The organism is Stutzerimonas stutzeri, assembly GCF_000219605.1.
Taxonomy (GTDB): Bacteria; Pseudomonadota; Gammaproteobacteria; order Pseudomonadales; family Pseudomonadaceae; genus Stutzerimonas; species Stutzerimonas stutzeri.
This window is the reverse complement of record NC_015740.1, coordinates 3,302,068-3,313,966: the sequence shown is the minus strand read 5'-3', so window position 1 is coordinate 3,313,966 and position 11,899 is coordinate 3,302,068. Positions and strand designations below refer to the sequence as shown.

At 63.0% G+C, this 11,899-nt stretch carries 12 protein-coding genes and 1 tRNA gene; 7 read left to right on the top strand and 6 right to left on the bottom strand.

What is annotated here, in order from left to right; translation table 11 throughout:
- Positions 1-83 precede the first annotated feature (83 nt).
- The 3 genes from PSTAB_RS15420 to PSTAB_RS15410 all read right to left on the bottom strand — a co-directional run bounded on the left by PSTAB_RS15420 (position 84) and on the right by PSTAB_RS15410 (position 2,521).
- The gene (locus PSTAB_RS15420; RefSeq protein WP_013983661.1) at positions 84-470 is read right to left on the bottom strand and encodes a hypothetical protein; all 387 of its coding nucleotides are present in this window, start codon (positions 468-470) and stop codon (positions 84-86) included.
- Between the two features lie 73 nt (positions 471-543).
- Positions 544-963, bottom strand: a complete 420-nt coding sequence (locus PSTAB_RS15415) for a DNA polymerase III subunit chi (RefSeq protein WP_011914152.1) — start codon at positions 961-963, stop codon at positions 544-546.
- Positions 964-1,030: 67 nt separating this feature from the next.
- A complete protein-coding gene (locus PSTAB_RS15410; protein WP_013983660.1) occupies positions 1,031-2,521 on the bottom strand; it encodes a leucyl aminopeptidase in 1,491 nt (496 codons plus the stop codon).
- Positions 2,522-2,775: 254 nt separating this feature from the next.
- Between PSTAB_RS15410 and lptF the strand changes: the two genes are divergently transcribed.
- Complete coding sequence (gene lptF, locus PSTAB_RS15405) at positions 2,776-3,897, top strand: LPS export ABC transporter permease LptF (protein WP_013983659.1); 1,122 nt, start codon at positions 2,776-2,778, stop codon at positions 3,895-3,897.
- Positions 3,890-4,951 carry an LPS export ABC transporter permease LptG gene (gene lptG, locus PSTAB_RS15400; protein WP_013983658.1) on the top strand — a complete coding sequence of 354 codons (1,062 nt, stop codon included), beginning with the start codon at positions 3,890-3,892 and terminating at the stop codon, positions 4,949-4,951. Before lptF ends, lptG begins: the two co-directional genes overlap by 8 nt.
- Before the next feature lie 84 nt (positions 4,952-5,035).
- Here the strand turns inward: lptG and PSTAB_RS15395 are convergent, their stop codons facing one another.
- The 3 genes from PSTAB_RS15395 to PSTAB_RS15385 all read right to left on the bottom strand — a co-directional run bounded on the left by PSTAB_RS15395 (position 5,036) and on the right by PSTAB_RS15385 (position 6,326).
- Positions 5,036-5,533 carry an RDD family protein gene (locus PSTAB_RS15395; protein WP_013983657.1) on the bottom strand — a complete coding sequence of 166 codons (498 nt, stop codon included), beginning with the start codon at positions 5,531-5,533 and terminating at the stop codon, positions 5,036-5,038.
- A 97-nt stretch (positions 5,534-5,630) separates the two neighbouring features.
- Positions 5,631-5,843 carry a cold-shock protein gene (locus tag PSTAB_RS15390; protein WP_003246255.1) on the bottom strand — a complete coding sequence of 71 codons (213 nt, stop codon included), beginning with the start codon at positions 5,841-5,843 and terminating at the stop codon, positions 5,631-5,633.
- 396 nt (positions 5,844-6,239) lie between these two features.
- Positions 6,240-6,326 (bottom strand) — tRNA-Leu (locus tag PSTAB_RS15385).
- A gap of 111 nt (positions 6,327-6,437) precedes the next feature.
- Between PSTAB_RS15385 and queA the strand changes: the two genes are divergently transcribed.
- The 5 genes from queA to secF all read left to right on the top strand — a co-directional run bounded on the left by queA (position 6,438) and on the right by secF (position 11,846).
- Positions 6,438-7,487, top strand: a complete 1,050-nt coding sequence (gene queA, locus PSTAB_RS15380; RefSeq protein ID WP_013983656.1) for a tRNA preQ1(34) S-adenosylmethionine ribosyltransferase-isomerase QueA — start codon at positions 6,438-6,440, stop codon at positions 7,485-7,487.
- Between the two features lie 14 nt (positions 7,488-7,501).
- Positions 7,502-8,617 carry a tRNA guanosine(34) transglycosylase Tgt gene (gene tgt, locus PSTAB_RS15375; protein WP_020307028.1) on the top strand — a complete coding sequence of 372 codons (1,116 nt, stop codon included), beginning with the start codon at positions 7,502-7,504 and terminating at the stop codon, positions 8,615-8,617.
- Positions 8,618-8,659: 42 nt separating this feature from the next.
- A complete protein-coding gene (yajC, locus tag PSTAB_RS15370) occupies positions 8,660-8,989 on the top strand; it encodes a preprotein translocase subunit YajC (RefSeq protein WP_013983654.1) in 330 nt (109 codons plus the stop codon).
- A 64-nt stretch (positions 8,990-9,053) separates the two neighbouring features.
- Entirely contained in the window at positions 9,054-10,922 is a 1,869-nt protein-coding gene (gene secD / locus PSTAB_RS15365; RefSeq protein WP_013983653.1) for a protein translocase subunit SecD, read from the top strand.
- A gap of 12 nt (positions 10,923-10,934) precedes the next feature.
- Complete coding sequence (secF, locus tag PSTAB_RS15360; RefSeq protein ID WP_011914143.1) at positions 10,935-11,846, top strand: protein translocase subunit SecF; 912 nt, start codon at positions 10,935-10,937, stop codon at positions 11,844-11,846.
- Positions 11,847-11,899: the final 53 nt, after the last annotated feature.

Here is an 11,899-nt window from a genome sequence, read left to right as displayed (position 1 = left end):
CGGCTGGTCGGAAAAACGGGCAAGTATAAAGGCAAACGGCCGCGAGATTTCGCGGCCGTGCGGATTAACTACGCATTCACCGGTCAGCTGCGAGGCGGGGGTATGCGCACCAGCCGGTCGATCCGGCTTTCCAGGCGGCGCTTGAGCTCGGCTTCGATCTGCGGCACGAAGTCGTCGATCACTTCCTGCAGGATCAGGTTGGCCGCGGTGCGCAACTCGTGATCGATATGCCGCTCGGCCAGCGAGCGGAAGGCGCTGCGCACGCTGGTTTCCCGTGGCTCGTCGTCGCTGGGGGTGGCCGCTGCGATGGCCGGCCCGGGTTCGACGATATCGGACAGAAGCGGAATGCTGTCCGGATCCACGGGGGCGCCTGTTGCGGCGGTGTCGGGGAAATCGTCGCCGAGCAGCGCGCGAATGGATTCGAGATCGCTCAGCAGTTCGGCGGGTTTGTTCGGGGCTTTCGGTGTCATCTGCGTGGTTCCGGGCTGGTGCATCCCGGCTGTTTGCCAGGGGGTATCCCTTGCTGTCTAAAGATTGGAGCGGTTAGAGCTCGACCCTTTGTGGATCATAGCCCTGGCGCCGATACAGGCGAAAATTCTCCCGGCAGGCGGTCAGCAGCTGCGGCTCCTGGTTGACGATCTCGATGACCCGGCTGAAACGGTCGATATGCGCCGAGAGTGTCGGTGCCAGGTTGATCAGCAGGCCCTGGGCGGTCGGTGGCTCCTGTTCGAGCCCGATGACCACTGGCGCCTGCACCTCCTCGGCGTACTGCTCGTGCGGGATGAAACGTTCCGCGCGAAAGCTCCAGAGCAGCTCGTCGAGCCGGGTCGACTGGTCCTCGTCACTGCAGCGGACGAATACCTGCAGGCCATGTTGCCAGCCTTTGGCTGCCAGCTGGCAGGCCGCGCGCAGCCGCCCGAGCGGGTTGTCGTCCGGCAGCACGTAGAACTCGATGCGTGTCATGGACGTGCGCCCGCCGGCCCGGCGAGCGCGGGGCCGTGTCGGCCGCTGTCACGCGCGGTGATCGGGCTCATCCGTTGATCCGGTCCAGCAGATACTGGGTCAGCAGGGGCACGGGACGGCCAGTCGCGCCTTTTTCCTTGCCGCCACTGGTCCAGGCGGTGCCGGCGATGTCCAGGTGGGCCCAGGGGTACTTCTTGGTGAAGCGCGAGAGGAAGCAGGCGGCAGTGATGGTGCCGGCCTTGGGCCCGCCGATATTGGCGATGTCGGCGAAGGGGCTGTCCAGCTGCTCCTGATACTCGTCGAACAGCGGCAATTGCCAGGCGCGGTCGGCGGCGCTTTCGCCGGCCTGCAGCAGCTGCTGGATGAGCTCGTCGTTGTTGCCGAGCAGGCCCGAGGTATTGCTGCCCAGCGCGACGATGCAGGCGCCGGTCAGGGTGGCCACGTCGACCACGGCTCGCGGCTCGAAGCGCTCGGCGTAGGTCAGGGTGTCGCACAGCACCAGTCGGCCTTCGGCGTCGGTGTTGAGGATCTCAACGGTCTGGCCGCTCATGGTGGTGACGATGTCACCCGGGCGAGTCGCGCCGCCGCTGGGCATGTTCTCGGCGCAGGCCAGCAGACAGACCAGGTTGATCGGCAACTGCAGTTCGAGCACGGCCTTGAGCGTACCGAGCACGCTGGCGGCGCCGCCCATGTCGTACTTCATCTCGTCCATGCCCAGGCCCGGCTTGAGGCTGATGCCGCCGGTGTCGAAGGTAATGCCCTTGCCGACCAGTGCGTAGGGCTTGTCGCCCTTCTTGCCGCCGTTGTACTGCAGAACGATGATGCAGCCCGGCTGGTCGCTGCCCTGGGATACCGCGAGGAACGCGCCGGCGCCGAGTTCGCGCAGTTTCTTCTCGTCCAGCACATCGAGCTTGACGCCCTTGTAGGCCTTGCTCAGCTGCCGGGCCTGATCGGCGAGGAAGGTCGGGTGGCAGACGTTCGGCGGCAGGTTGCCCAGGTCGCGGGTGAAGGCCATGCCGGTGGCGATCGCCGAGGCCTCGCGGGCGGCACGCTCGACGCCGGCCTGTTCGGCTTTGTCGCAGAGCAGGATGATCTTCTGCAGAGCACGCGGTTCGGTCTTCTTGCTCTTGAATTGGTCGAACACGTACTGGCCGTCGGCAACGATCTCCACCAGCAGGCGTGTGCGGGCATAGCTGTCGCGCCCCTTGACCTGCACGTCCTGCATGGCGAAAGCAGCATCGCCACCACCCAGATTCTTGATGACCGCCAGCGCTGCATTGACCACTTTGCGCCATTGGCGGCTGTCGAGTTCATCCGCCTTGCCGGTGCCGACCAGCAGTACCCGCTCGGCCTTGAGGCCCGGCAGGCCGTGCAGCAGCAGCGTCTGTCCCGGCTTGCCCTGGATGTCGCCCCGCTTGAGCGCAGTGCTGAGCGCGCCAGCGCTGGCGCTGTCCACGCTCTGTGCGACGCTGCCGAGCTGGCAGTTCTCGCCGAGCGGCAGGATCAGGGTGGCGGTCTTCTGGGTGGAGGCTTTGGCGCTTTTGACAACAAATTCCATGACGTGGTGTCCCCAAGACAAAGAGTCGGGTTTGCAGGATAATGCCGGGCTTATTTTCCGGTGGTTCGCCTGTTCGGTCGTTACTTGACGACTGCGCTAGGCTAGAAACGTTGCAATCGCCTGAGCTTGTCAGTGATCGCGACGACGCGACTTGCGCGCCATTACCAATTTCCAACGGTCTGCTGCGGCGGGCCGGCAACTGGCGGCTAGTTTGAGCGTTGCCGCCAGAGCCTGACAACCCTGGAGTGTCTGGTTTGATCGTCTTTCGTTACCTGTCCCGAGAGCTGCTGATCACCATGAGCGCGGTCAGTGCCGTGCTGCTGGTGATCATCATGAGCGGCCGCTTCATCAAGTATCTGGCCCAGGCTGCGCAGGGGGTGCTCGATCCGGGCGTGCTGCTGCTGATCATGGGCTTCCGCCTGCCGGGCTTCCTGCAACTGATCCTGCCGCTGGGGTTGTTCCTCGGCATCCTGCTGGCCTACGGGCGCCTCTATCTGGAAAGCGAAATGACCGTGCTCTCGGCCACGGGCATGAGTCAGCGACGCCTGCTGGCCTACAGCCTGGCACCGGCAGCGCTGGTCGCTGCGCTGGTCGGCTGGCTGAGCCTGGGCCTGGCGCCGCAAGGCATCGCCGAGGTGGATCGGATACTCAATCAGCAGGATTCGCTGACCGAGTTCGACACCCTGGTGCCAGGGCGTTTCCAGACCCTGCGCGGCGGTTCGCGCGTCACCTATACCCGTGAGCTCTCGGCCGACCGCAGCGAGCTGGGCGGCGTGTTCATTTCCGAGACCAACGTTTCGCGTCAGACCGGCAAGGAGAGCGGGCTGTCCGTACTCGTCGCCGAGAGCGGTCGGCAGGAGATTCAGCCGGACGGCAGCCGATACCTGATTCTGGAAAATGGTTATCGCTACGACGGCAACCCGGGGCAGGCGGATTACCGTGCGATTCAGTACGACACCTACGGTGTGCTGCTGCCCAAGCCGGAAGTGAGCATGGAGCTGAGCGAGCGCGAGGCGATGCCGACCCGCGAGCTGCTGGGTAGCGATAACCTTCGGCACCGCACCGAGCTGCACTGGCGGCTGTCGCTGCCGCTGCTGGTATTCGTCGTCACCGTGCTCGCCGTGCCGCTGGCCAAGGTCAATCCGCGGCAGGGGCGCTTCCTCAAGCTGCTGCCGGCCATCCTTCTGTACATGACCTATCTCGCGCTGCTGATCGCCGTGCGTGGTGCGCTGGACAAGGGTCGCCTGCCCATGGCGCTGGGTCTGTGGTGGGTGCACGGGCTGTTTCTGGCGATCGGCCTGCTGATGCTGTTCTGGGAGCCCATCAGGCTGCGAATGAAGAAGCGTCGCGCGCAGCTGGAGGTGGCTCGTGGTTAAGCTCGATCGCTACATCGGTATCCACGTCTTTCTCGCCATCCTCACGGTGCTCGGCATCATCGTCGGTCTGGCGCTGCTGTTCGCGTTCATCGACGAGCTGGGCGACGTCCAGGGCAACTACGGTCTGGGCGACGCCCTGCAATACGTCCTGCTGACCTCGCCGCGCCGGTTGTACGACATGCTGCCGATGGCGGCGCTGATCGGCTGTCTGATCGGTCTCGGCACGCTGGCCAGCAGCAGCGAGCTGACCATCATGCGCGCGGCCGGGGTTTCCCTGGGGCGCATCGTATTGTCAGTGATGAAGCCGATGCTCGTTCTGCTCGTCGCAGGAATTCTGATTGGCGAGTATGTTGCGCCGCTGACCGAAGACATCGCCCAGGCCAGGCGCTCCCTGGCGCAGGGGGCGGGTGAGGCGCAGAGCAGCAAGCGCGGCTTGTGGCATCGTCAGGAAAACGAGTTCGTGCACGTCAACGCGGTGCAGCCCGGCGGTGTGCTGGTGGGGGTCACGCGTTACCGCTTCGACGAGGAACGTCGCCTGCTGTCCTCCAGCTTCGCGCGTCGCGCCAGCTATCAGGGCGATCACTGGCGGCTCGAGAACATTGCCACCACCCATTTTCGTGGTGATCACACCGAAGTCGCGCGCGCGCCCGAGGAGCGTTGGGACGTCCAGCTGACACCGCAGCTGCTCGGCACCGTGGTGATGGAGCCGGAGGCACTGTCGATCACCGGCTTGTGGCGATACATTCACTATCTGGGCGAACAGGGGCTGAACAACAGCCGCTACTGGCTGGCGTTCTGGACCAAGGTCCTGCAGCCGGCGGTCACCGTGGCGCTGGTGCTCCTGGCGATTTCCTTCATCTTCGGGCCGCTGCGTTCGGTGACGCTGGGGCAGCGGATCTTCACCGGCGTGGTCGTCGGCTTCGTGTTCCGGATCATTCAGGATCTGCTGGGGCCGGCGAGTCAGGTGTTCGGTTTCTCGCCGCTGCTGGCGGTGGTGTTGCCGGCCTGTGTCTGTGCGCTGATCGGCGCCTGGTTGCTGAGGCGCGCCGGCTGAGGCATCGCCTCGCCGTCGCGCATGGCGACGGCGACCGGTAGAGAGGCGCGTGCCCGGCCAGGTCTGATGGCTCGGGCGCTGCGATTACTTCTTGTGGATGTTTTTCGGCAGTTGCACCGCCTGGCTCTCGGAATAGATGTCGTGCCAGGTGCGCTTCTGCTTGTCGATCAGCATCCACCAATAGCCCATTCCCAGGCACAGCAGCGAAACGATCGCGATCAGAAAGCGCAGCAGCGCCTGCCACAGATCGATGGCGCGGCCGTCGCTGTTCTGGATGCGGATGCCCCAGACCTGCATGCCCAGCGTCTGACCGTTGTGGGTCCAGAACTTGGCGAAGAAGCCGAACAGGCTGAACAGCAGCAGCGTCGAGAGCAGTGGGTCGATATCCAGGCGGCCGGCGTCGGCGAGCACCTTCAGTTGGTCGCTGCCATATAGCAGGCGCAGCAGCACCTGTTGATAGAACAGCGTCACCACCATCATCAGAGCGATGCAAAGCAGGCTGTCGTAGAACATTGCTGCCAGTCGGCGCATCAGGCCGGCAGCGGGGAATTGGCCCTGCGGGCTCAGCAGATGTCGGCGCATTGCTTGTCTCGATCAAGGGGAAGGCGGGGCATTCTACGGAATTGCGCGCATAAAAAAGCCCCTGATGTTGCCATCAGGGGCTTTTCGGAGAGAAGGCTTAGCCCAGGATCTGAACCTGGTCGGCCTGCATGCCCTTTTGACCTTGCACGGCGATGAAGCTGACTTTCTGGCCTTCTTTCAGGCTCTTGAAGCCGTTGCCTTCGATCGCGCGGAAGTGCACGAACAGATCCGGACCGCTCTCAGGAGTGATGAAACCAAAACCTTTCTCGTCGTTAAACCACTTGACGGTACCGTTCTGACGATTCGACATGTCTTTGTATCCTTGAAACTCAAAAGTAGAATTGCCCCCGCAAAGCAGGAAGCTGGAACTGGTTGCAAGGAGTAAGAGAGTCGAGCGGAGTAGCGGATCTGAAGATCTACTGCACCAGGTCACGATTCAACAGCGACCCATGCAAACACAGTGGGCACACTCTACGATAACTCGCCGGGGAATGCCAACCCCTCGGAGCCATAGAATTTGCCTGTCCAGGCGGCGCCATTTCAGCGCTTTTGAAGGGTGGTTCGACATGCATCTCCGCTACGGCGGATCGTCAAAGCCACGGCTGACTGTGTTGTTTTTCAGTCAGCGAGAAGGCGGTAAAGCTGACGCTTCTGCCTGTGTCGCATATCGATACGGAGTTCGCTGCGCACAGGCTTGGTACTGTGATGGTGCCCCGAGAGAGACTCGAACTCTCACGTTGTTACCAACGGCGGATTTTGAATCCGCTGCGTCTACCGATTCCGCCATCGAGGCACAGTGGCGGCGCAGTATAGGGATGCGGGGCTGAGTGGTCAATCGTTTGGCGTGGCCAGCTCGACGTCTTTCGGATAACATTTGCGCCCTTTCCGCGCCCCGAAACCGCCCATGCAAGTCGCCGATTTCTACTTCGAGCTCCCCGACGCCCTGATCGCCCGTCATCCACTTGCCGAGCGCCGAGCGAGCCGGCTGTTGGTGCTCGACGGTGAGTCCGGGCAGATGTCGCACCGCAACTTTGCCGATCTGCTGGACTACGTGCGGCCCGGTGATCTGATGGTCTTCAACAATACGCGGGTCATCCCGGCGCGGCTGTTTGGTCAGAAGGCTACCGGCGGCAAGCTGGAGATTCTGGTCGAGCGCGTGACCGGCAATCGCAGCGTGCTGGCGCATGTGCGCTCAAGCAAGTCCCCCAAGCCCGGCTCTCAGATCCTGCTCGACGGTGGTGGCGCAGCTGAAATGGTCGCGCGGCACGATGCCCTGTTCGAGCTCATCTTCGACGAGGACGTGTTGCCGCTGCTCGAGCGCATCGGCCACATGCCTTTGCCTCCTTATATAGACAGGCCGGACGATGCCGCCGATCGCGAGCGTTACCAGACCGTCTACGCGCAGCGAGCCGGCGCCGTGGCGGCTCCGACCGCCGGGCTGCATTTCGATGAGGCCCTGCTGGATGCACTCCGCGATGCCGGCGTCCAGACCGCCTATGTCACCCTGCATGTCGGTGCCGGCACCTTCCAGCCGGTGCGCGTGGAGCGCATAGAAGAACACCATATGCATCGTGAGTGGCTGGAAGTGACGCAGGAGGTGGTCGATGCGGTGGCGGCCTGCCGCGCGCGCGGAGGTCGGGTGATCGCAGTGGGTACCACCAGTGTCCGCTCGCTGGAAACGGCTGCACGCGACGGCGAGCTCAAGCCGTTCAGTGGCGACACCGATATCTTCATCTATCCGGGCAAGACCTTTCATGTGGTCGATGCGCTGGTGACCAATTTCCATCTGCCCGAGTCGACGCTGCTGATGCTGGTTTCTGCCTTTGCCGGCTACCCGGAAACCATGGCGGCGTATGCCGAGGCTGTGGCTCAGCGCTACCGCTTCTTCAGCTATGGCGACGCCATGTTCATTACCCGCAACCCCGCCGCGCGCGGTCCCGAGGAAACCCGATGAGCCGTACCTGCCACATGTCTTTCGAGCTACTCGCCACCGATGGCAAGGCGCGTCGGGGGCGCCTGACCTTTCCTCGCGGAACCGTGGAAACGCCGGCCTTCATGCCGGTAGGCACCTACGGTACCGTCAAGGGCATGCTGCCGCGCGACATCGAAGCGATCGGTGCGCAGATCATCCTGGGCAACACCTTTCACCTCTGGCTGCGACCCGGCACCGAAGTGATCAAGCGCCACGGCGACCTGCACGACTTCATGCAGTGGCAGGGGCCGATCCTTACCGATTCCGGTGGTTTTCAGGTGTTCAGTCTGGGGGCGATGCGCAAGATTAAGGAGGAGGGCGTCTACTTCGCGTCGCCGGTCGATGGCGCCAAGGTGTTCATGGGGCCGGAAGAGTCCATGCAGGTCCAGCGTGACCTGGGCTCGGATATCGTGATGATCTTCGATGAGTGCACGCCCTATCCGGCTGACGAGGACGTCGCGCGCCGCTCGATGGAATTGTCGCTGCGCTGGGCCAAGCGCTCCAAGGTCGCTCATGGCGACAACCCGTCGGCGCTGTTCGGCATCGTTCAGGGCGGCATGCACGAATCGCTGCGCATGCGCTCGCTGGACGGGTTGTGCGAGATTGGCTTCGACGGCCTGGCGATTGGCGGGCTTTCCGTGGGCGAGCCGAAAGAGGAGATGATTCGCGTGCTGGACTTCCTGCCGCCGCAGATGCCAGCCGACAAGCCGCGCTATCTGATGGGCGTGGGCAAGCCGGAAGATCTGGTCGAGGGGGTGCGGCGCGGCGTGGACATGTTCGACTGCGTGATGCCGACGCGTAACGCGCGCAACGGCCATTTGTTCACCGACACCGGCGTCATCAAGATTCGCAACGCGGTGCACAAGCACGACGATTCGCCACTCGATCCGAGCTGCGATTGTTACACCTGCAAACACTTCTCCCGCGCCTATCTGCATCACCTGGATAAATGCGGCGAAATGCTGGGTAGCATGTTGAATACCATCCACAACCTGCGGCATTACCAGCGGGTGATGGCTGGTTTACGCGACGCCATTCAACAGGGTACATTGGCGGCCTTTGTCGACGCCTTTTATGCCAAGCGCGGTCTGCCAACGCCGCCGCTTGCGTGACGTGCCAGAGCAAAACAATCCTTTCTGCAACAGGAGTGCTACATGAGCTTTCTGATTCCCGCCGCCTATGCCCAGCAGGCTGCCGCTGGTCCTGCCGGCACTGGCTTCGAGTGGGTGTTTCTGGTCGGTTTTCTGGTCATCTTCTATCTGATGATCTGGCGCCCCCAGGCCAAGCGGGCCAAGGAACACAAGAACCTGATCGCCGGCCTGCAGAAGGGCGACGAAGTGGTCACCTCCGGCGGCATCGCCGGCAAGGTCACCAAGGTCGCTGACGATTTCGTGGTGATCGAGGTTTCCGACAACGTTGAGCTGAAGTTCCAGAAAGTGGCTATCGCCGCCACGCTGCCCAAGGGCACGCTGAAAGCGATCTGAGCTGACTTCATTCAACACCGACGGGGCGCGCAAGGCGCCCCGCGTTCATTAAACGGGCTGCGTCATGCTCAATAGATTCCCTCTCTGGAAATACCTGCTGATTCTGGCAGTGCTCGCGGTTGCTTTTGTTTATTCGGCGCCCAACCTCTATCCGGACGATCCGGCGATCCAGGTCACCGGTGCCAGCGCGGCACAGGAGATCGGTATGGCCGATCTCGAGCGCATAAGCCAGGCGCTCGAGGAAGGCGGCATTGCGGTGAAGTCCGCTTCGCTCGACGAACAGGGCCGTGGTGGTCTCGTGCGTCTGGAGCGTCAGGATGATCAGCTGCCGGCCAAAGATATCGTTCGGCGCACGCTGGGTGATGCCTATGTCGTTGCGCTCAACCTTGCACCGACCACTCCAGACTGGCTGCGCAGTCTCGGGGCCAGCCCCATGAAGCTCGGTCTCGACCTCTCCGGCGGCGTGCACTTCCTGCTGGAAGTCGATATGGAGAAGGCCATCGAGACGCGGCTTAATGTCTCCGAAGGCGAGGTCAAGAGCCTGCTACGCAAGGAGCGCGTGCGCTATCGCAGCCTGCCGAATCTGAAGGATGCCGTGCAGCTGGGCTTCGCCGATCAGGAAACCCTCAGCGCCGCTCAGTCGCTGATTCGCAAGAACTTCACCGATTTCGAGCTGACCACCAGCGAGCGCAACGGCCAGTTCGTGCTGCGTCTGACGCTGACCGAGGCCAAGTTGGCTGAGATCCGCGAATATTCGATCAAGCAGAACCTGACCACCGTGCGCAACCGCGTCAACGAGCTGGGCGTCGCCGAGCCGCTGGTGCAGCGCCAGGGGGCCAACCGGATCGTGGTCGAACTGCCGGGCGTACAGGACACTGCCGAAGCCAAGCGCATTCTCGGCAAGACGGCAAATCTGGAGTTCCGCCTTGCGGCCGAGTCCGATGCGCCGCGCGCCTCGACCGAAACCTTCGAGTTCCGCGAGGAAGGTCGCCCGCCCGTGCAGCTCGAGCGTACCCTGATCATCACCGGTGATCAGGTGACCGATGCGCAAGCCAGTTATGACGAAAATGGCCGCCCGCAGGTGAACATTCGCCTCGACGGACATGGCGGCGATCTGATGAACCGCGCTACCCGCAGCAACGTCGGGCGCAGTATGGCGGTGATCTTCATCGAGCAGCGGCCGCTGACTCGCTACGTGCGGCAGATGGTCGATGGCGTCGAGCAGGAAGTGCGGGTCGAAACCTTCCAGGAAGAAAAGAAGATCATCAGTCTGGCGACCATCCAGTCGCCGCTCGGCAGTCAGTTCCGCATTACCGGCCTCAATGGTCAGGGCGAATCGTCGGAACTTGCCCTGCTGCTGCGCGCTGGTGGTCTGGCGGCGCCGATGTACTTCGCTGAGGAGCGCACCATCGGTCCGAGCCTGGGCGCCGAGAACATCAAGCTGGGCGTGCAGGCCGCGATGTGGGGCTTCCTCTTCGTCGCCATCTTCATGGTGCTGATCTATAAGTTCTTCGGCGTGCTTGCCACCATTGCGCTGCTGTTCAACATGGTCGCGCTGACGGCATTGATGTCGATGCTCAACGCCACGCTGACCCTGCCAGGTATCGCCGGTATCGTGCTGACCATGGGTATGGCGGTGGACGCCAACGTGCTCATCTTCTCGCGTATTCGTGAGGAGATTGCCAATGGCATGTCGATCCAGCGGGCCATCCACGAGGGCTTCGACAGGGCCTTCTCGGCGATCCTCGACGGCAACCTCACCACCTTGCTGGTGGGCGGCATCCTGTTCGCCATGGGTACCGGCCCGATCAAGGGCTTCGCGGTGACCCTGTCGATCGGCATCCTGACGTCGATGTTCACCGCAATCATCGTGACGCGCGGCATGGTCAACCTGATCTACGGTGGCCGCGATCTCAAGAAGCTGTGGATTTAAGGGGCTAGCACGATGAAACGCGTTATCAATTTCATGGGCGTCCGCCATGTGGCCTTCGCCCTTACCGTGCTGCTCACGGTCGCCTCGCTGGGAAGCCTGGTGGTCAAGGGGCTGAATTTCGGGCTGGATTTCACCGGCGGCACGCTGATCGAGTTGGGCTACGAGCGTCCAGTCGAGCTCGAGCAGGTTCGTGGTCAGCTGGTCCAAGCCGGCTTCACCGATGCCGTGGTGCAGAGCTTTGGTGCGACTACCGACGTACTGGTGCGCATGCCGGGCGACGATCCCCAGTTGGGTGAGCGCATCGCCAGCGCCTTGCGCAACGCCGATGGCGGCAACGCGGTCAGCGTCAAGCGCGTGGAGTTCGTCGGGCCGGCGGTCGGTGAAGAGCTGCGCGATCAGGGTGGTCTCGGCATGCTGCTGGCGCTGGGCGGCATCCTGGTGTACGTGGCGTTCCGCTTCCAGTGGAAGTTCGGCTTCGGCGCCGTGCTGTCGCTGTTCCACGACGTGATCGTGGTCCTGGGCGTGTTCTCCTTCTTCCAGATCTCCTTCGACCTGACGGTGCTGGCGGCTGTGCTGGCGGTGATCGGCTACTCGTTGAACGACACCATTGTCATCTTCGACCGGATCCGCGAGAACTTCCGCATGCTGCGCAAGGCTGAGCTGCTGGAGAACATCAACATCTCCACCACCCAGACGCTGCTGCGCACCATGGCCACTTCGGTCTCCACGCTGCTGGCAGTTGGGGCGCTGATGGTCTTCGGGGGCGAGAATCTGTGGGGGTTCTCGCTGGCGCTGCTGATCGGCGTCGGCGTTGGTACCTACTCGTCGGTCTACGTTGCCGGCACGCTGCTGGTCTGGCTCAAACTCACGCGTGACGATCTGATTCCGCCGGTGGTGGAAGAAGAGGCCGACGAGCGCCCCTGATCTTCTTTCGAACTTCCGCAGCCTTGCGAGGTCCAAGGCTGCGGAACGGGCGC